The following is an 18,238-nucleotide window of genomic DNA, read 5'->3' on the forward strand; positions in this document are numbered from 1 at the left end:
CAGATCTCCTCGGTTGTCTTTGATCAGGCCGCGCGCAGCATCATGCAGGGCGCATTGGCGGCGGTTGGGTTCTTGCGCGCGTCGAACGAAAGGCCGCAGCCGGCGCCGGAAACGGCGACGACAGGCTGCGCCGCCGGCACGAAGCCATCATGGACGACGCTGAGATGCGTGCCGCCGGAGACCGTGCGAGCGAGCGTGAAGGTGACGACGCTGTCGAATGCCGGCAGATGGTCGGCATCCTCGGCACCTGGCCGCTCGCGCCAGGAATAGCGCAGCAGCTTGCCGGGCTCGGCATCGAGCACCTCGCATTCGATCGACGCGTCCGGTCCCGCAAAGGCAAAGCGCTTGCCGGTTTCCGGCTTGATGTCGTTCGGCATCATCCAGGCGGCGAGCAGTTCGGGCTCGGTGAGCGCCCGCCAGACTTTTTCCGGCGGATCGGGAAGCTCGCATTCGAAGCTGAGCGGCGCCTCGGCTGCTGATGGGTGTTTTATTGCCGTCATTGATCCATTCCCTTCAGAACCGTCTTCAACTTCTCGATGCGCTCCGGCCAGAAGGCGCGGTAGCGTTCGATCCAGCCGAGCAGCGGATCGAGACCTTGCGGGTCGGCGCGGTAATAGGTGTTGCGGCCTGCGCGCCGCTCGACCACGAGGCCGGCGCCGCGCAGCACGGCAAGGTGCTGCGAGACCGCCGGCTGCGACACGCTCATGCCGGCGCGCAGCTCGGACACGCTCATCTCGCCGCCCGCGAGCCGCTCATAGACGGCGCGCCGCGTCGAATCGGCAAGCGCCCGGAAAATCTCTGCCTCGACCATGGCAAAAGCATAAGTCGATACTTATTGGTTTGGCAAGTGCTGTTTTATCGCCATATGAAGAGACGCCGCCGTTGCTGACATTCCTTGACAGAACCGGCAACCACGACTAGAACGAAAAGAGAACAAAAACCTTGTGGGAAAAGCCAGCCTTCGCAGGCAGTGGCGTCCCATAGGCTGTAAGGTGCGGCGACGTAGATTTTGTTTCGGATGAGCGCGGAGAAGTAAGATGGCGGGTAGCGTCAACAAGGTCATTCTGGTCGGCAACCTCGGGGCGGACCCTGAAATCCGCCGCCTGAATTCGGGCGAGCCAGTGGTCAACATCCGCATTGCCACATCGGAAAGCTGGCGCGACAAGAACTCCGGCGAGCGCAAGGAGAAGACCGAGTGGCACAATGTCGTCATCTTCAACGACCAGATCGCCAAGGTGGCCGAGCAGTATCTGAAGAAGGGTATGAAGGTCTATGTCGAGGGCCAGTTGCAGACGCGCAAATGGCAAGACCAGACCGGCAATGACCGCTACACGACAGAGATCGTGCTGCAGAAATTCCGCGGCGAGCTGCAGATGCTCGATGCGCGCGGCGAGGGTGGCGGCCAGGTCGGCAATTATGCCGGCGGCGGCGGCAGCCGTGGTTCCGACTTCGGCCAGTCCGGCCCGAACGAAGGCTTCAGCCGTGGCGGCGGCGGCGGTTCCAAGGGCGGCGGTGGCGGCGGCTCGTCGCGCGAGCTGGACGACGAGATACCGTTCTGAGCGTTTGGACTGCGTGACAAGCATCTGAGGAAAGCGGATGTCGCTCGGGCCGCTTCTATCGGCGTCGCCTCCCATTCCGTGGCATGCGTTCGCCGCCTCTGCGGCGCTCGCGGTCGGCGGCGCGCAGCTGGCGCTGCCGAAAGGTACGCCACGCCACCGCGTGCCGGGCTATGTCTGGGCCGGGCTGATGCTGGTCATCGCGATCAGCAGCTTCTGGATCCAGCAGATCCGTCTCGTCGGTCCGTTCAGCCCGATCCATTTGCTGTCGATCCTGGTGCTGGTCACCGTGCCGCTGGCGGTATGGCATGCGCACAACCATCTCGTCGGCAAGCATCGCCGCGTCATGGTTGCGCTCTATGTTTTCGCTTTGGTCGGCGCCGGCGTCCTTACGCTGCTGCCCGGCCGGATCATGCACGCCGTCGTGTTCGGTCAATAAGGCGGCAAGAACCTCGTAGGGAAGATCATCGTGAAAGCACGCGTCATATGGGTCGAGGAACGCACCTTTGTCGGCGAGTCCGGCAGCGGCCATAAAGTCGTGCTGGGCACGGCGCACGGGCCGGAAGGCCGCACGCCGGGGCCGAGCCCGATGGAACTCGTGCTGATCGGCACCGGCGGGTGCTCGGCCTATGACGTCGTCCATATCCTCGAGAAAGGCCGCGAGGCGGTCGAGGATTGCGTGGTCGAGCTTGACGCCGATCGTGCGGAGACCGAGCCGCGCGTCTTCACCCGCATCCGCATGCATTTCATCGTCAAGGGCCGCGCGCTGTCGCGCGACAAGGTCAAACGGGCGATCGATCTCTCGATCGAAAAATACTGCTCGGCCACCGCGATGATGGCCAAGACGGCAACGGTCACGCATGATTTTGAGGTCGTCGATACGGCGGAGAGATAAGGCAGTAGGCAGTGGGCAGTAGGCATGCTGCTCAAGCGGCCATCAGTGCCCTGATTCCGTCCGCCACGAACTGCACGGCGAGCGCCGCCAGGATGACGCCGAGCAGCCTGGTCAGGATCGAGCGGCCGGTTTGGCCGAGGATGCGGTCGATGCGTTCTGACAAGACGAACACCAGATAGGTGAGGACAAGGCAGATCGCGATGATGCCGACGAGTGCTGCCTGCGGGCCAAAACCCTGGAAGGAGCCGGAAAGCAGCACGGTCGCCGAAATCGCGCCGGGGCCGGCGATCAGCGGGATCGCCAGCGGGAAGGCGGCGATGTTGTGGATCATGTCCTTGGTGATGGCGACGTCGCCGATCTTCTCCTTGCGGTCCTGCCGGCGCTCGAACACCATTTCGAAGGCGATGAAGAAGAGCAGGAAACCGCCGGCGACACGGAAGGCCGGCAGCGTGATGCCGAACACCGATAGGATCGACGCGCCGGCGACGGCGAACAGCGCCATCACCAGGAAGCCGATCACCGAGGCGCGCACCGAAACCTGCTGGCGCTCGTCGCGGTTCATGCCGCGCGTGACGGCGAGGAAGAGCGGCGCCAGCCCCGGCGGGTCGATGGTCACCAGGATGGTGACGAAGGCGTTGAACAGGCTGTCGAAGCTCGGCATCGCTGGTCCCCTCCGGCCGGGCGAAGCCCAAGCTCTGCAATTGGTAGAGCAAAGCCCGGGCGCTGGGAACAGGCGGAAGGGGATCGGTTGGCTATTCCGCTTTGCCGCAATAGGCCTCAAGGCGGTAGCCGTCGGGGTCGATGACGAACGCCGCATAGTAGTTGTCGCCATAGGCCGTGCGCAGCCCAGGCTGACCATTGTCCTTGCCGCCCTCGCGCAACGCCGCCGCATGGAAGGCATCGACGCCGGTGCGGCTTGGCGCGGCGAAGCAGAAATGCAAGCCGGAATCCATATCGGCTGGAACCGGGCGGCCGGCCTCATTGACCCAAAGCTCCACCGTTTTCGCGCCATAGCCGAGCGAGCCAGGCGATTGGCTAAGGCAAGAATAGCCGAGCGGCTGCAAGGCGGCGTCGTAGAAGCGTTTCGAGGAGTCGGTGTCGCGGACGCCGATCGAGATATGGTCAAGCATCGTTTTCTCCATGATTACAGATGGTTGATCGCTCAGGTTGGAGTCACCCGCCGCGCCAAAAACTCGACCTCGATGCGCCAGGTCGCGCCGCCGTCATGCGAGCGCTCGCCCAGCCAGCGGAACGAATTCCCGGTGATGCGCGAAAAGCTCCAGCGCACCGAGGAGCCGGTGTCGTCTGCGCCTTGCTGTACGATCGTGTCGCCCTCGGCGCGGCCGAGCTGGCGGCTGAAATAGCGGCTGCGCGGGTCGCTCCAAAAGATGTGCCAGGCGTCGATGCCGGGATCGTAGACGCGCAGCGTTGTGCCGTAGAAGGTCCACGGCCCAAGAGAGGTCTGCACGCCGGTATTCCGCAAGGGCAGGATCCAGACGTCCTGGACCGCCTTACCCTCCAAAACCCAGCCGAAATGCACCTCGCCGCGACCCGTAAGCTTAGTCCCGTCCTCGAGCGTACGCGTGGCGTCAAATGTCCAGGAGCCGATGAAGCGGCCGTAGAGTTTCAGCTTTTCGGCGAGGTCCGGATTGGGGCCGTCGCTGTGCAGGGCTTCGGCAAAGGGATCGGTCATGGCTGCTGCCTCGTTTGTCAGGAGAGGGCAAGCAATAGGAGCATGCGGGGTTCTGCGCTTGGGATAAATTGCTATTTTTCGGTGATGGCGACGACTGAGAAAAAACTTGCTTCGGGACCGGGCTGGCAGGTGTCCGACGTGATCTGCACCGCCGGCGTCGGCGACAAGCCGTTCGAGGAACAGCACCTCAGTTTCTGTGTCGCCGCCGTGACCAGGGGCACGTTCCGCTACCGCACGCGCCAGGGCACGGCAATGCTGGCGCCCGGCGCCATCCTGCTCGGCAATCCAGGCGCTTGCTACGAGTGTGGCCACGAGCACGGCGCCGGCGACCGCTGTCTCTCCTTCCATTTTTCGCCCGCCTATATGGAGCGCGTCGTCGCCGATGTACCGGGCGCCAAGCGGCTTGGCTTCGCCGGTCCACGCCTGCCGCCCTTGCCGGCGCTGGCGCCGTTGCTGGCGCAAGCGGAGGCCGCACGGGAAACGGGAGATCGCGAAGCGTTCGAGGAATTCGGCCTGCGCATTGCCGGCGCGGTGGTCGCGGCTGCGACCGGCTCTTCCACGGTCGCACGGGCACCCAGCCGCCGCGACCAGAAACGTGTCGCCGAGGCGGTGCGCCTGATCGAGCTCAACGCCGAACGGCCGCTATCGCTGAGCGAGCTCGCCAACGGCACGGCGACCAGCCCGTTTCATTTCCTGCGCACGTTCCGGCATGTCGCCGGCATGACACCCTACCAGTTCCTGTTGAGGACCAGGCTGCACCGCGCGGCCGTGCGGCTGCGCGCGTCGGACGAGGCAATCTCGACGATCGCTTTCGATGCCGGATTCAACGACCTTTCGACCTTCAACCGCCGGTTCCGGCGCGAGATGGGCGAGGCTCCCGGTGCCTGTCGCGCCAAACGGACGGGCGGACGCGGACATTAGCCAAGGCCGTCCGATATCGCCGACCTTGCCCCTGTGGCGGCGAAATGCAGCTTGGCCTATCGTCGCAATCAGCGGTATCCTTTTGAAATTGCCGCCGAAATTGTCTCTGGAAAAGTGTGGTCGCCATTGGAGTTTCAGCCCGGCTTCCTATATAAGCGGCGAGTGATTCCCGACTGGATTGTGACCTGATTTGACCGACCAGAAGACACCGCGCGGGCCGGAGGGTGGCCCCACCGGCATCGAGCCGATTTCGATCATCGAGGAGATGCAGCGCTCCTATCTCGATTACGCCATGAGCGTGATCGTCAGCCGAGCGTTGCCCGACGTGCGCGACGGGCTGAAGCCAGTGCACCGCCGCATCCTCTACGCCTCGCATGAAAGCGGCTACCACTGGAATCGCAAATATGTGAAGTCGGCGCGCCCGGTCGCCGACGTGATGGGTAAATACCACCCGCATGGCGACGCCTCGATCTACGACGCGCTGGTGCGCATGGCGCAGGACTGGTCGCTGCGCGTGCCGCTGATCGACGGTCAGGGCAATTTCGGCTCTATCGACGGCGATCCGCCGGCGGCGATGCGCTACACCGAGTCGCGGCTGACCAAGGTCGCGCACGAGTTGCTGGAGGACATCGACAAGGAAACCGTCGATTTCCAGGATACTTACGATGCTTCAGGCAGCGAGCCGAAGGTGCTGCCGGCGCGCTTCCCGAACCTTCTCGTCAACGGTTCGGGCGGCATCGCCGTCGGCATGGCAACCAACATCCCGCCGCACAATCTGGCAGAGGTCTGCAACGGCGCCATCGCCATCATCGACAATCCGGCGATCGACCTGCCGTCGCTGATGGAAATCGTGCCCGGTCCGGATTTCCCGACCGGCGGCATCGTGCTCGGCCGTTCCGGCATCTACAACGCCTATTCGACGGGCCGCGGCTCCATCGTCATGCGCGGCCGCGTCAATATCGAGGCGCGTGGCAACGACCGTGAATCGATCATCATCACCGAGATTCCCTACCAGGTGAACAAGTCGGCGATGATCGAGAAGATGGCCGAGCTGGTGCGCGAGAAGCGCATAGAAGGCATCTCCGACATCCGCGACGAGAGCGACCGCCAGGGCTATCGGGTCGTCATCGAATTGAAGCGCGAGGCGGTCGCCGACGTCATCCTGAACCAGCTCTACCGCTTCACGCCGCTGCAAACCTCCTTCGGCGCCAATATGGTGGCGCTGAACGGCGGCAAGCCGGAAGTGCTGACGCTGATCGACATGCTGAAGGCCTTCGTCGGCTTCCGCGAGGAAGTGATCAGCCGGCGCACGAAATACCTTTTGCGCAAGGCGCGCGAGCGCGCCCATGTGCTGGTCGGTCTCGCTATCGCCGTCGCCAACATCGACGAGGTGATCAAGCTGATCCGCACCGCGCCCGATCCGCAGACGGCGCGCGAGCAGTTGATGGAGCGGCGCTGGCCTTCCCACGACGTCGCTCCGCTGATCCAGCTGATCGACGATCCGCGCCACCGCATCAACGAGGACGGTACCTATAATCTGTCCGAGGAGCAGGCCCGCGCCATCCTCGACCTGCGCCTGCAGCGCCTGACCGCGCTCGGCCGCGACGAGATCGCCGACGAGTTGAACAAGATCGGCGTCGAGATCGTTGATTATCTTGACATTTTGTCTTCCCGCGCGCGCATCCAGAAGATCGTCAAGGACGAGCTCATCGCCGTCCGCGACGAGTTCGGCACGCCGCGCCGCACCGAGCTCACCGAGGGCGGAGCGGACATGGAAGACGAGGACCTGATCCAGCGCGAGGACATGGTCGTCACCGTCAGCCATTCCGGCTACATCAAGCGTGTGCCGCTCTCGCTCTACCGGGCGCAGCGCCGCGGCGGCAAGGGCCGCTCCGGCATGTCGACCAAGGAAGAGGATTTCGTCACTCGGCTGTTCGTGGCCAACACGCATACGCCGGTGTTGTTCTTCTCCTCGCGCGGCATCGTCTACAAGGAAAAGGTGTGGCGTCTTCCCATTGGCAATCCGCAGTCGCGCGGCAAGGCGCTGATCAACATGCTGCCGCTCGAGCAGGGCGAGCGCATCACCACCATCATGCCGCTGCCGGAGGACGAGACCAGCTGGGGCGAGCTTGACGTGATGTTCGCCACCACGCGCGGCACGGTGCGGCGCAACAAGCTATCCGACTTCGTCCAGGTCAACCGCAATGGCAAGATCGCGATGAAACTGGAGGAAGAGGGCGACGAGATCCTCGGCGTCGAGACCTGCACCGACAATGACGACGTGCTTTTGACGGCGAGCTCCGGTCAGTGCATCCGCTTCCCGGTCGGCGACGTGCGCGTCTTCCAGAGCCGCAATTCCGTCGGCGTGCGCGGCATCGCCATGGCGGAGACCGATCGCGTGATCTCCATGTCGGTGATCGAGCATGTCGATGCTTCGCCCGCCGAACGCGCCGCTTATCTCAAGCGCGCGGCCGCGGAACGCCGGCTTGTCGTCGGCGGAGCATCCGAGGAGGAAGAGATCGCGCTGACCAATGAGGAGATCGGCGAGGAGGCGGAACTTTCCGACGAGCGCTACGACTTCCTCAAGGCGCATGAGCAGCTTGTGCTGACGGTGACCGAGTACGGCTATGGCAAGCGCTCGTCATCCTATGATTTCCGCCTGACGGGGCGTGGCGGCAAGGGCATCCGCGCCACCGACGTCTCGAAAGTGGCCGAGATCGGCCGGCTGGTCGCGACCTTCCCGGTCGGCAACGACGACCAGATCATGCTGGTTTCGGACGGCGGCACGGTCATTCGCGTTCCGGTCGAAGGCATTCGTTTCGCCAGCCGCGCCACCAAGGGCGTGACCATCTTCAACACGGCCGAAGGCGAGAAAGTGGTGTCGGTGGAGCGGATTTCGGAGCCGCAGTCGGACGAGGAAACAGAAGACAGCTCAAGCGAGGCAGTGTCCGAAGATACGGGCCAGGCCGATACCGAATAGCCTGGACCAAGCATCACCGGCCCGCGGGCCGGTACGATCGTTCTGGAAATTAGAAGTGACGGCGGGCAACGAAACCTTCGAGCCGCTTGGTGTTGGCCCTGACGCGGACCTGCGCCGCCTCCCGATGCAACCCGAATGCGGTTGCGATCAGCATCACGACAGTCATTGCAGTGGCAAGGATGTAGATCAGCATTTGCGTGTTCTCCTGCTCATACAACGATAAGATGGTGTTTTGGTTTCATCTCCTGAAGCGGCAACCTAGTGAACGCTGCGTGAAGCGTTCGTGATCGTCGCATTCATCTGTCGTTCATGTCCGTGAAAAGGTTCACGGCCGGGCGCATCAATGGGGATTTGCCTTTGCTTGAGAGGCTCGCTAGAAGCCTGCCATGACCGAACGCACCGCCCTTTATGCCGGCTCCTTCGACCCGCTGACCAACGGGCATCTCGATGTCTTGAAGGCCTCACTTGCCGTGGCCGACACCGTCTACGCGGCGATCGGCATCCATCCCGGCAAGACGCCGCTGTTTTCGTTCGAGGAACGCGTCAAGCTGATCGAGACTGCGACCAAGGCCGAGTTCGGCAGTGACAGCGGTCGCATCAAGGTCGTTTCGTTCGATGGCCTGGTCATCGATGCCGCCAGAAAGCAAGGCGCCTCGATCATCATCCGCGGCCTGCGCGACGGCACCGATCTCGATTATGAGATGCAGATGGCCGGCATGAACGAGACGATGGCGCCGGCGCTGCAGACGGTTTTCCTGCCGGCCAGCCCTTCGGTCAGAACCATTACCGCCACACTCGTGCGCCAGATTGCGTCGATGGGCGGCGACATCCGCCCGTTCGTGCCGGCGGCCGTCGCCGGCGCGCTCACCGCCAAATTCGCGAAATAATCCTGTCGGAGACCCCTATGCAGCTGAAAAAGCTCGCTTCGTTCCTTGTCGTGCTTGCCGGCCTTTTCGCGGCATCCTTGCCTGCCTTCGCCGCCGACAAGGAAAACACGATGGTCATCACGCTGAAGGACGGCGACGTCACCATCGCGCTGCGCCCCGATCTGGCGCCCAAGCATGTCGCGCAGATCAAGAAGCTGGTGCGCGAAGGCGCGTATGACAACGTCGCGTTCCACCGCGTCATCGACGGCTTCATGGCACAGACCGGCGACGTCAAGTTCGGCAACATGGAGAAGGGTTTCAACCCCGAGGCCGTCGGCACAGGCGGTTCCGACCTTCCCGATCTGCCGGCCGAGTTCTCGCAGACCGAGCAGTTTACGCGCGGCGTGATCGGCATGGCACGTTCGCAGGACCCGAATTCGGCCAATTCGCAATTCTTCATCATGTTCGCGCCGGCGCCGAACCTCGACGGCCAGTACACCATCGTCGGCAAGGTGGTGAGCGGCATGGAACTGGTGGACAAGATCAAAAAGGGCGACGAGGCGGACAACGGCACGGTCACCGACCCCGACCGCATGATCAAGGTCCGCATCGCCGCCGACGGCAAATAACTTCTCAATTTTCAAAGGGATTTTCTGACATGGCTGAGATCAAGGACCGCGAGAACGCACTGATCATGGAAACGACCAAGGGTCCGGTCGTGATCGAAATGTATCCCGATCTGGCGCCCGGCCATGTCGGCCGCATCAAGGAACTGGCGCGTGAAGGCTCTTATGACGGCGTGGTGTTCCACCGCGTCATCGACGGCTTCATGGCGCAGACCGGCGACGTCAAGTTCGGCAATTCCTCGAAGCCCTCCTTCGCGCCTTCGCGCGCGGGCATGGGCGGCTCCGACAAGCCGGACCTCAAGGCCGAATTCTCCAACGCCAATCACGGCCGCGGCACCTGCTCGATGGCGCGCGCGCAGAACCCGAACTCGGCGAACTCGCAGTTCTTCATCTGCTTCGACGACGCCTCCTTCCTCAACCGCCAGTACACGGTCTGGGGCCAGGTGATCGAGGGCATGGAGAATGTCGACAAGATCAAGCGCGGCGAGCCGGTGCAGGATCCCGACAAGATCGTGTCGCTGAAGGTCGCGGCCGACGTCAAGTAAGGTAGAACGACGATGATGGGCGCAGTCTGGTCCCTGCTTGGCATCCTGTCCGGCGCCTTCATCGCCATCCAGGCGCCGATCAATTCGCAATTGGCGCGCGGCCTCGGCCTTCCGGTCGCAGCCGCCGCCTTTTCGTTCCTGTCCGGCGCCATCGTGCTCGGCATCATCGCGGTCGCCGTGATCAAGCTGCAGGGCATCTCGCTCGACTGGAAGGCGCCGGCGCCATGGCTGTTCGTTGCCGGCGGCATGCTCGGCGGCTTCTATGTCACGCTCTCCACCATTCTCACGCCGCGTATCGGCGCGGCCGCGCTGATGGCCTTCCTGGTCGCAGGCCAGTTGATCGCCGGCATGCTTGTCGACCGCGCCGGCTTCCTCGGTGTTGCCGTGCGCGAGATTTCGCTTGGCCGCATCGCCGGCGCGGTGTTGCTGCTGGCCGGAGCGCTGCTCATCCGGCTCTACTGATGCGTGTCGACCTGTTCGACTTCGACCTGCCGGAGGAGCGCATCGCGCTGCGCCCAGCCGAGCCGCGCGACAGCGCCAGGCTGCTGGTCGTCAGGCCAGGCCAAGGTTTGAAAGACCGGATCGTGCGCGACCTGCCGTCGCTGCTCCGCAAAGGCGACGTATTGGTGTTCAACGACACCAAGGTCATCCCGGCGCAGCTGAAAGGCATACGCAGGCGCGGCGAGGCGATGGCCCAGGTCGAGGCCACGCTGCACATGCGGGTGGCGCCGGACCGCTGGCGGGCCTTCATGCGGCCGGGCAAGCGGATCGCCGCCGGCGACCGCATTCATTTCGGCCACGACCAGAATTCCTGCTTCCTCGGCCAGCTCGACGCGACAGTGATCGAGAAGGGCGAGGCGGGCGAGGTGCTGCTCGGCTTCGACCTCTCCGGTCCGTTCCTCGACGAGGCAATGCACGCCGTCGGCCACGTTCCGCTGCCGCCCTACATCGCCTCGAAACGCGACGACGACGAGCGCGACCGCAGCGACTACCAGACCATCTATGCCAGGGAGGAGGGCGCGGTCGCGGCACCCACTGCGGGCTTGCATTTCACGCCGGAGATGTTCGCCGCGCTTGACGCCAAGGGCATCGAGCGCCGCTTCGTCACGCTGCATGTCGGTGCCGGCACGTTTCTGCCGGTGAAAGCCGACGACACCGCCGAACACAAGATGCATGCCGAGACCGGCTCGGTGAGCCGCGAGACGGCGGATGCGCTCAATGCGGCAAAGGCGCGGGGCGGGCGCATCATCAGCGTCGGCACGACATCGCTGCGCCTCTTGGAAAGTGCCGCGCGCGAGGACGGGAGCATCGAAGCCTGGTCGGGACCGACCGATATCTTCATCACGCCCGGCTACCGTTTCCGGACGGCCGACATCCTGATGACCAATTTCCATCTGCCGCGCTCGACGCTGTTCATGCTGGTCTCAGCCTTCAGCGGGCTGGAGACGATGCGTTCGGCCTATGCGCATGCCATCGAGAGCCGCTACAGGTTCTACTCCTACGGGGACTCCAGCCTGCTTTTCCGAGCGGAGACGAGCGATGGACGATGATCTCGAGAAAATGGACCGCGATGCGCTGATCGCGGAGGTGAAGAAGCTGCGCGCCGGCATCCGCGCTCATCGCGATGCGACCGGCCATGATCTGTGCTGGCATCACCCCGACCTCTGGGACTTGCTGCCGGAAAAGACCGAGCCGGCAATCGCCGTGCCGCCCTGGCCGAAATTCATGCGCGGTTGCATCCGCTACCGGCAGTCGCTCGACGAACAGGCACGCGGCGCGCCGGTGCACGACAAGGAATTCGATGGCTGAGACTTTCTCCTTCAAGCTGCTTGCCACCGACGGCAAGGCGCGGCGCGGCCTGATCCGCATGCCGCGCGGCGAGATCCGCACGCCGGCCTTCATGCCGGTCGGCACCGGCGGCACCGTCAAGACCATGTATATGGACCAGGTGCGCGGCGTCGGCGCCGACATCATCCTCGGCAACACCTACCACCTGATGCTGCGACCGGGTGCCGAACGCGTGGCGCGGCTTGGCGGCCTGCACGAATTCGCCCGCTGGCCGCATCCGATCCTGACTGACAGTGGTGGCTTCCAGGTGATGTCGCTGTCGAAGCTGAGAAAGCTGACGGAGAAGGGCGTCACCTTCCGCTCGCATATCGACGGCGCGGCTTACGAGATGTCGCCGGAGCGGTCGATCGAGATCCAGGGGCTGCTCGATTCCGACATCCAGATGCAACTCGACGAGTGCACGGCGCTGCCGGCCAAGCCGACGGAAATCGAGCGCGCCATGGAACTGTCGCTGCGCTGGGCCGAGCGCTGCAAGACGGCGTTCGGCGACCAGCCCGGCAAGGCGATGTTCGGCATCGTCCAGGGCGGCGACAGCGCGGTCATGCGCGTGCGCTCGGCACAGGCGCTGAAGGCGATGGAACTCAAAGGCTACGCCATCGGCGGGCTCGCGGTCGGCGAGCCGCAGGCGGTGATGCTGGAGATGCTCGACATCACCTGCCCGGAACTGCCGGCCGACAGGCCGCGCTACCTGATGGGCGTCGGCACGCCGGACGATATCTTGAAATCGGTGGCGCGCGGCATCGACATGTTCGACTGCGTGATGCCGACGCGCGCCGGCCGCCACGGCCTGGCCTACACGCGTCGCGGCAAGATCAACCTGCGCAACGCCCGCCATGCCGATGATCCGCGTCCGCTGGACGAGGAAAGCGACTGCCCTGCTGCGCGCGACTATTCCCGGGCCTATCTGCACCATCTCGTGCGCTCGCAGGAGTCGCTTGGCGCAATGCTGCTCACCTGGAACAACTTGTCCTGCTATCAGAAGCTGATGCAAGACATCCGCGCCGCGATCGAGGCACAGACCTTCGAGGCGCGCGCAGCCGAGATGTCCGAAGGCTGGGCGAGGGGCGATATCCCCGCCCTCTGAGCGGCGCCTTCCGGTGTCGAGTGATTGACGGTCTGCTTCCCGGCGCGCAGAGTTCCGCCGAGGGTTTGTCATGACCGTGACATACGACTTTGGCGATAAGACCGCGATAGTGACTGGCGGTGCGAGGGGTATCGGCAGAACCGTCGCGACGCAATTGGTGCGATTTGGAGCCGACGTCTGGGTATGGGACGCCGACCCCGTTCCGCTCGACGGCGCACATTGCCAAGCTGTTGATGTGACGAAGCCAGATCAGATAAAAGATGCTATGGCCGAGGTCTCGGTCGGCGCAGCGCAGATCGATATCCTCATCAACAATGCCGGCTATCTGGGCAGCTACCGAGGCTTCGAGACCTTGGATCCGGCGGAGTGGCAACGCATCATCGGCGTGAACCTGATTGGCGTTTTCGAGGTTACCCACCAGGTTCTGCCGCTCATGAGAAAGATGGGCAGCGGCCTTATCGTCAACATGGGTTCGCTGGCTGGCAAGGAGGGACTACCGAACTTGGCGGCCTATTCGGCAGCAAGTGCGGGTGTCATTGCCTTTACCAAGGCCTTGTCACGCGAGGTCTGCGATACTGGCATCCGCGTCAATTGCGTCGCACCGGGGCCTATCGACACCGATCTCATCAGGCGCCTTGGAAACGAAGTCGTCAACGACATGATCAGCGCCAGTCCGTTGAAGCGTCTCGGGTCCATGGATGAAGTCGCGGGGCTGGTGCTCTGGCTTTGTTCCGATGCCAGCAGCTTCAATACCGGGGCCGTGTTCGACATGTCGGGCGGCAGGGCACGGTACTGAAATGCATTTGGCTCAGGTGCTGACCGAGGTCGACGCGCGCAGGCTGCAGCCAGTGATCTTGAAACTGCCGTCCGGCTGCTGCTCAAGCGTATAGACCGCTTCGTAGTCCTTGCCGTCGGGTCCGACGATCAGCACCTGCTGGATGATCGAGGCTGGTCCGGTCTGCTCGACCTTGCCGAAAGCGTAGCTCTGCGGCTTGCGCACCGGCGCGTAGCCGTTGGTCACCATGTTCATGAAGGTGTCGACCGTCGGAAAGATGCGCTTCACGTTCGGCGCCGCGAAGCTGTAGGCGGTGGCGCCGTCATCGGCGAGGAAGGCTTTCAACTGGCTGTCGATGACCGTTTGCGCCGCCTTGATCTCTGCATCGTCGGCGAAGGCGATCGAAGCCACGAGCATTGGAACGAGAGCGAATGCGAACAATACGCGGCGCATGGCCTGCCTCCCGGAATTCGCTTTGCGAACGCAATCTAACATACGCGCGTCGGCGCGCCGTGGTTTCATTGCTGTCGGAAGATTCTTTGCTCTCCGATGCCAGACCCATGCCTGGTTGAGAGGCATGGCGGCCCTGGTGATCGGCGGCAGCCTAGGCCGGCGCGGGATGCCGGTGGCGGAATTGCGGCAAGCAGTCGCCAAGGTGCGTGCAGCCTGATGCTTGAAAGCCTCTCGCCAGTCTGCCACAAGGGCCGCTTATTCGAGCAGAGGCTAGGCAGGACCGGCAGATGAAGGCATTTTTCGTGCAGATAAAGTGCGATCTGGGCAAAGCCTATGAGGTCGCCAGCGCGCTCGCCGACGCCGAGATCGCCTCCGAGATCTATTCGACCGCCGGCAATTACGACCTGCTCGCCAAGTTCTATGTCGACGACCAGGAAGACATCGGCCACTTCGTCAACGAGAGGGTGCAGATCCTGCCCGGAATCAAGGACACCTTCACCATCGTTACCTTCCGGGCGTTCTGACTACCTGGCGATGCCCGGCCGCGAGGCAGCGCCTGACCCTGCATCGTTCCTGCTGCCCTAATCTTAGGCAGATTGCATAGAGTGAGCGTCGCCGTCGCCCAAATCATCGATTGCGCTTGATTTTCTCCGGCGGGGCCAGTGAAATGGCTGCACAGGGGAGTACGCGATTGGCAGCGTTCGACGAAATGCTTCCGGAAGTCTCCGGATTGAGAAGACCATACCAGGCTTACGATCGCTGGCTGAAGGAACAGGACCCGGCCAGGCTCACCCAGAAAATGCAGGACGCCGAACGTGTCTTCCGCAAGACCGGCATCACCTTCGCCGTCTATGGCGAGCAGGAAGCTTCCGAACGGCTGATCCCCTTCGACATCGTGCCGCGCATCATCTCCGGCAATGAATGGCGGCGACTGACACAAGGCATCGAGCAGCGCGTCCAGGCGCTGAACGCCTTTCTCGACGACATCTATCATCGCCAGGAAATCCTGCGCGCCGGACGCGTTCCCAAGGATCTCATCGCGAAGAATGAAGCCTTCCTGCCCGAGATGATCGGCGTGAGGCCGCCGGCCGGCGTCTACACCCACATCATCGGCGTCGACATCGTGCGCATCAGCGAGAACGAATTCTACGTGCTCGAAGACAATGCCCGCACGCCCTCCGGCGTCTCATACATGCTGGAGAATCGCGAGACGATGATGCAGCTCTTCCCGGAACTGTTCCAGCAGATCAAGGTGCGGCCGGTCGAGAATTATCCGCAGTTGTTGCGCCAATCGTTGGCAGCGGTCAGACCGCAGAGCGCCAAGGGCGCGCCGACCATCGCCGTGCTGACGCCGGGCAGCTACAACTCAGCGTATTTCGAGCATGCTTTCCTCGCCGACCAGATGGGCGTGCAACTGGTCGAGGGACAGGACCTGCGCGTCGTCGACGGTCATGTCACGATGCGCACCACCGAAGGCTACAAGCAGATCGACGTGCTCTACCGGCGCGTGGACGATGCCTTCCTCGATCCGCTGACATTCCGGCCGGATTCCGCGCTCGGCGTGCCGGGTATCATGGATGTCTATCGCGCCGGCAACATCACCATCGCCAACGCGCCGGGAACCGGGATCGCCGACGACAAGGCGATCTATTCCTACATGCCCGAGATCGTCGAATTCTACACCGGCCGCAAGGCGATCCTCGGCAACATCCCGACTTGGCGCTGCTCGGAGGCCGACAGCCTGAAATATGTGGTGGAGCACATCGACGAGCTGGTCATCAAGGAAGTGCACGGCTCTGGCGGCTACGGCATGCTGGTCGGCCCGGCGGCGAGCAAGAAGGAATGCGAGGCGTTCGCCAAGAAGCTGCAGGCCAAGCCCGCGAACTACATCGCCCAGCCGACGCTTGCGCTGTCGACCTGCCCGATTTTGACGGAGAAGGGACTGTCGCCGCGCCACGTCGACCTTCGGCCTTACGTCCTGGTCTCGGACCGTATCCAGATCGTGCCGGGCGGCCTGACTCGGGTGGCGCTGAAGGAGGGCTCGCTGGTTGTGAACTCATCACAGGGCGGCGGGACGAAGGATACGTGGGTGCTGGATGATTGAGATGGGTGAGTAGGGAGTAGTCAGTAGTGAGTAGAAGAGGGGACAGGGAAATGCCGGACTCGATCGAGATTCAAATACTTACTACTTACTATTCACTATTCGCTGCGCACTAGCCCGAAGGCCGCTTCACATGCTTCTTGGCCGCACCGCCAACGGTCTCTACTGGATGAACCGCTATATCGAGCGGGCCGAAAACATGGCGCGGCTGGTCGATGCCGGTCTGCGCATGGCGCTGACGCGCACCCAGAACGCTTCGGAGGAATGGAACTCGGTGCTGCTCAGCGCCGGCTCCGATGTCACCTTCTCGCAGAAATACCAGGACTACACCGTCGCCAACGTCTCGGATTTCCTGCTGCGCGACACCTCGAACCCGTCGAGCACGATGTCGTCGATAGAGACGGCGCGCAACAATGCGCGCATGGTGCGCACCGCGCTGACCCGCGAGACCTGGGAGAGCATCAACGAGGCCTGGATGTCGCTGAAGCGCATGCTGGCGAGGCCGATCGACGAGCGCGAGCTGCCGACGGTTCTCGACGCGATCAAGCGCGAGACGGCGCTGATCCGAGGCTCGTTCTACGGCACCATGCTGCGCAACGAGATCTTCGACTTCTCGCAGCTCGGCACCTATGTCGAGCGCGCCGACAACACGGCCCGCATCCTCGACGTTAAATACTACGTGCTGCTGCCGTCGATTTCCTGGGTGGGCTCGACGCTCGATAATTATCAATGGGAATCGATCCTGCGCTCGGTGTCGGCGCACCGCTCCTACCGCTGGGTCTATGACGCCGACTACAAGCCGACCAACATCGCCGACTATCTGATCCTCAATGTCCGCATGCCGCGCTCGCTCACCTTCTGCTACCGCTTCCTCGGCGAGCATCTGAAATTTCTCGCCGACGACTATGGCGAGCGCCATGCCTGTCACGCCACCGCCGAGAAGACCCAGGCGATGCTGAAGAAGGGGTCGATCAAGGACATTTTCGACCACGGCCTGCATGAGTTCCTGGTCGAATTCATTCGTGACAACACCAGGCTGGGCGACGAGATCGCCCAGGACTACCGATTCCATTGAGCGCTAAGGGGGCGGCGCCATGCGGCTCAAGATCACCCACCGGACCGAATATCGTTACGACACGCCGGTGCAGTATCTGCTGCAGCGGCTGCGCCTGCTGCCACAGAGCGGGCACACTCAGACCGTGGTATCCTGGGCAATCAAGATCGACGGCGCGCGCGAGGAGGTGCGTTTCACCGACCAGTTCGGCAACGACACGCGGCTGGTGAGCGCCGAAGGCGGCCACCACACCATCACGGTCGAGGCGGCGGGCGAGGTGACGACGCGCGACACGGCCGGCGTGTCCGGCGCGCATCTTGGTTTCGCGCCGCTCTGGCTGTTCGGTCAGCAGACGCCGCTCACGACCGCCGGCGACGGCATTCGCGAATTGACGGGCGCGGCGGGCAAGGGGACGGATGTCGAGCGACTGCATCGGCTGATGGGCATGATCCGCGAGCGCGTCGACTACAAGCCGGGCACGACCAGCGTCGTCACGGCGGCGGAAGAGGCCTTGGCGCTGAAGAGCGGTGTCTGCCAAGATCATAGCCACATCTTCGCCGCCGCGGCGCGGGCCATGGGCTTTCCAGCACGCTATGTCAGCGGCTATCTGATGATGGACGCCGCAATCGAGCAAGCGGCGAGCCACGCTTGGGCGGAAGCGCATGTTTCGGGCCTCGGCTGGGTTGCCTTCGATCCCGCAAACGGTATTTCTCCCGACGAACGTTATGTGAGGGTGGCGACGGGACGCGACTATCGCGATGCCTCGCCGGTATCGGGGATACTGCTCGGCCAGGCGCAAGAGAAGCTTGCCGTCACCGTCACGGTCGAGCAGTAATTTCGG

At 63.4% G+C, this 18,238-nt stretch carries 24 protein-coding genes; 17 read left to right on the forward strand and 7 right to left on the reverse strand.

The annotated features are described in order from the left end of the window. Window positions 1-23 precede the first annotated feature (23 nt). Together EH240_RS10380 and EH240_RS10385 are read right to left on the reverse strand one after the other, a co-directional pair. A complete protein-coding gene (locus tag EH240_RS10380; protein ID WP_124997796.1) occupies window positions 24-500 on the reverse strand; it encodes an SRPBCC family protein in 477 nt (158 codons plus the stop codon). After that, window positions 497-811, reverse strand: a complete 315-nt coding sequence (locus EH240_RS10385; protein WP_124997797.1) for an ArsR/SmtB family transcription factor — start codon at window positions 809-811, stop codon at window positions 497-499. The genes EH240_RS10380 and EH240_RS10385 overlap by 4 nt, the downstream gene beginning before the upstream one ends. A gap of 226 nt (window positions 812-1,037) precedes the next feature. On the opposite strand from EH240_RS10385, the gene ssb reads away from it, so the two are divergent. Genes ssb through EH240_RS10400 form a run of 3 tightly spaced genes read left to right on the forward strand, consistent with a single transcriptional unit; the run spans window position 1,038 to window position 2,451 of the window. Then, on the forward strand, window positions 1,038-1,559 hold the full coding sequence (gene ssb, locus EH240_RS10390; protein WP_124997799.1) for a single-stranded DNA-binding protein: 522 nt from the start codon (window positions 1,038-1,040) through the stop codon (window positions 1,557-1,559). 37 nt (window positions 1,560-1,596) lie between these two features. Beyond that, on the forward strand, window positions 1,597-1,995 hold the full coding sequence (locus tag EH240_RS10395) for a DUF2306 domain-containing protein (protein ID WP_124997801.1): 399 nt from the start codon (window positions 1,597-1,599) through the stop codon (window positions 1,993-1,995). Between the two features lie 30 nt (window positions 1,996-2,025). After that, window positions 2,026-2,451, forward strand: coding sequence for an OsmC family protein (locus EH240_RS10400; protein ID WP_124997803.1), 426 nt, complete (start codon window positions 2,026-2,028; stop codon window positions 2,449-2,451). Window positions 2,452-2,482: 31 nt separating this feature from the next. On the opposite strand, the gene EH240_RS10405 is transcribed toward EH240_RS10400, so the two are convergent. The 3 genes from EH240_RS10405 to EH240_RS10415 form a co-directional block, all read right to left on the reverse strand. Next, window positions 2,483-3,112 carry a MarC family protein gene (locus EH240_RS10405; RefSeq protein ID WP_124997805.1) on the reverse strand — a complete coding sequence of 210 codons (630 nt, stop codon included), beginning with the start codon at window positions 3,110-3,112 and terminating at the stop codon, window positions 2,483-2,485. 91 nt (window positions 3,113-3,203) lie between these two features. Continuing rightward, window positions 3,204-3,581, reverse strand: coding sequence for a VOC family protein (locus EH240_RS10410; protein ID WP_124997807.1), 378 nt, complete (start codon window positions 3,579-3,581; stop codon window positions 3,204-3,206). Between the two features lie 32 nt (window positions 3,582-3,613). Continuing rightward, window positions 3,614-4,144 carry a hypothetical protein gene (locus EH240_RS10415; protein WP_124997809.1) on the reverse strand — a complete coding sequence of 177 codons (531 nt, stop codon included), beginning with the start codon at window positions 4,142-4,144 and terminating at the stop codon, window positions 3,614-3,616. Window positions 4,145-4,228: 84 nt separating this feature from the next. On the opposite strand from EH240_RS10415, the gene EH240_RS10420 reads away from it, so the two are divergent. Both EH240_RS10420 and gyrA read left to right on the forward strand, forming a co-directional pair. Further along, window positions 4,229-5,065, forward strand: coding sequence for a helix-turn-helix transcriptional regulator (locus EH240_RS10420; protein ID WP_124997857.1), 837 nt, complete (start codon window positions 4,229-4,231; stop codon window positions 5,063-5,065). Window positions 5,066-5,255: 190 nt separating this feature from the next. Beyond that, window positions 5,256-8,045: a DNA gyrase subunit A gene (gene gyrA, locus EH240_RS10425; protein ID WP_124997811.1), complete on the forward strand. Its 2,790-nt coding sequence runs from the start codon at window positions 5,256-5,258 to the stop codon at window positions 8,043-8,045. 49 nt (window positions 8,046-8,094) lie between these two features. On the opposite strand, the gene EH240_RS37880 is transcribed toward gyrA, so the two are convergent. After that, window positions 8,095-8,238 carry a hypothetical protein gene (locus tag EH240_RS37880; protein ID WP_167483982.1) on the reverse strand — a complete coding sequence of 48 codons (144 nt, stop codon included), beginning with the start codon at window positions 8,236-8,238 and terminating at the stop codon, window positions 8,095-8,097. Between the two features lie 193 nt (window positions 8,239-8,431). Here EH240_RS37880 and coaD point away from each other — a divergent pair, with 193 nt between their 5' ends. The 8 genes from coaD (at window position 8,432) to EH240_RS10465 (ending at window position 13,810) form a co-directional block, all read left to right on the forward strand. After that, complete coding sequence (gene coaD / locus EH240_RS10430) at window positions 8,432-8,932, forward strand: pantetheine-phosphate adenylyltransferase (protein WP_124997813.1); 501 nt, start codon at window positions 8,432-8,434, stop codon at window positions 8,930-8,932. 110 nt (window positions 8,933-9,042) lie between these two features. Next, the gene (locus EH240_RS10435; RefSeq protein WP_245435920.1) at window positions 9,043-9,540 is read left to right on the forward strand and encodes a peptidylprolyl isomerase; all 498 of its coding nucleotides are present in this window, start codon (window positions 9,043-9,045) and stop codon (window positions 9,538-9,540) included. A gap of 29 nt (window positions 9,541-9,569) precedes the next feature. Further along, window positions 9,570-10,082 carry a peptidylprolyl isomerase gene (locus tag EH240_RS10440; protein ID WP_124997817.1) on the forward strand — a complete coding sequence of 171 codons (513 nt, stop codon included), beginning with the start codon at window positions 9,570-9,572 and terminating at the stop codon, window positions 10,080-10,082. A 12-nt stretch (window positions 10,083-10,094) separates the two neighbouring features. Continuing rightward, window positions 10,095-10,544, forward strand: a complete 450-nt coding sequence (locus tag EH240_RS10445; protein ID WP_124997819.1) for a DMT family transporter — start codon at window positions 10,095-10,097, stop codon at window positions 10,542-10,544. Next, window positions 10,544-11,632, forward strand: coding sequence for a tRNA preQ1(34) S-adenosylmethionine ribosyltransferase-isomerase QueA (gene queA / locus EH240_RS10450; RefSeq protein ID WP_124997821.1), 1,089 nt, complete (start codon window positions 10,544-10,546; stop codon window positions 11,630-11,632). The genes EH240_RS10445 and queA overlap by 1 nt, the downstream gene beginning before the upstream one ends. Continuing rightward, window positions 11,622-11,891, forward strand: coding sequence for a hypothetical protein (locus EH240_RS10455; protein WP_124997823.1), 270 nt, complete (start codon window positions 11,622-11,624; stop codon window positions 11,889-11,891). The genes queA and EH240_RS10455 overlap by 11 nt, the downstream gene beginning before the upstream one ends. Continuing rightward, the gene (gene tgt / locus EH240_RS10460) at window positions 11,884-13,014 is read left to right on the forward strand and encodes a tRNA guanosine(34) transglycosylase Tgt (RefSeq protein ID WP_124997825.1); all 1,131 of its coding nucleotides are present in this window, start codon (window positions 11,884-11,886) and stop codon (window positions 13,012-13,014) included. Before EH240_RS10455 ends, tgt begins: the two co-directional genes overlap by 8 nt. A gap of 70 nt (window positions 13,015-13,084) precedes the next feature. Continuing rightward, entirely contained in the window at window positions 13,085-13,810 is a 726-nt protein-coding gene (locus EH240_RS10465; protein WP_124997827.1) for an SDR family NAD(P)-dependent oxidoreductase, read from the forward strand. A 12-nt stretch (window positions 13,811-13,822) separates the two neighbouring features. On the opposite strand, the gene EH240_RS10470 is transcribed toward EH240_RS10465, so the two are convergent. After that, entirely contained in the window at window positions 13,823-14,242 is a 420-nt protein-coding gene (locus EH240_RS10470; RefSeq protein WP_124997829.1) for a DUF4864 domain-containing protein, read from the reverse strand. Window positions 14,243-14,529: 287 nt separating this feature from the next. On the opposite strand from EH240_RS10470, the gene EH240_RS10475 reads away from it, so the two are divergent. The 4 genes from EH240_RS10475 to EH240_RS10490 all read left to right on the forward strand — a co-directional run bounded on the left by EH240_RS10475 (window position 14,530) and on the right by EH240_RS10490 (window position 18,232). Then, window positions 14,530-14,766 carry an Lrp/AsnC ligand binding domain-containing protein gene (locus EH240_RS10475; RefSeq protein WP_124997831.1) on the forward strand — a complete coding sequence of 79 codons (237 nt, stop codon included), beginning with the start codon at window positions 14,530-14,532 and terminating at the stop codon, window positions 14,764-14,766. Window positions 14,767-14,933: 167 nt separating this feature from the next. Further along, on the forward strand, window positions 14,934-16,346 hold the full coding sequence (locus EH240_RS10480; RefSeq protein ID WP_167483983.1) for a circularly permuted type 2 ATP-grasp protein: 1,413 nt from the start codon (window positions 14,934-14,936) through the stop codon (window positions 16,344-16,346). A 130-nt stretch (window positions 16,347-16,476) separates the two neighbouring features. Beyond that, window positions 16,477-17,418 (forward strand): alpha-E domain-containing protein, encoded by a 942-nt coding sequence (locus EH240_RS10485; protein WP_124997834.1) that lies wholly within the window; start codon window positions 16,477-16,479, stop codon window positions 17,416-17,418. Between the two features lie 19 nt (window positions 17,419-17,437). Then, window positions 17,438-18,232, forward strand: a complete 795-nt coding sequence (locus tag EH240_RS10490; protein ID WP_124997836.1) for a transglutaminase family protein — start codon at window positions 17,438-17,440, stop codon at window positions 18,230-18,232. Window positions 18,233-18,238 lie beyond the last annotated feature (6 nt).

This window comes from Mesorhizobium tamadayense (genome assembly GCF_003863365.1).
GTDB lineage: Bacteria > Pseudomonadota > Alphaproteobacteria > Rhizobiales > Rhizobiaceae > Mesorhizobium > Mesorhizobium tamadayense.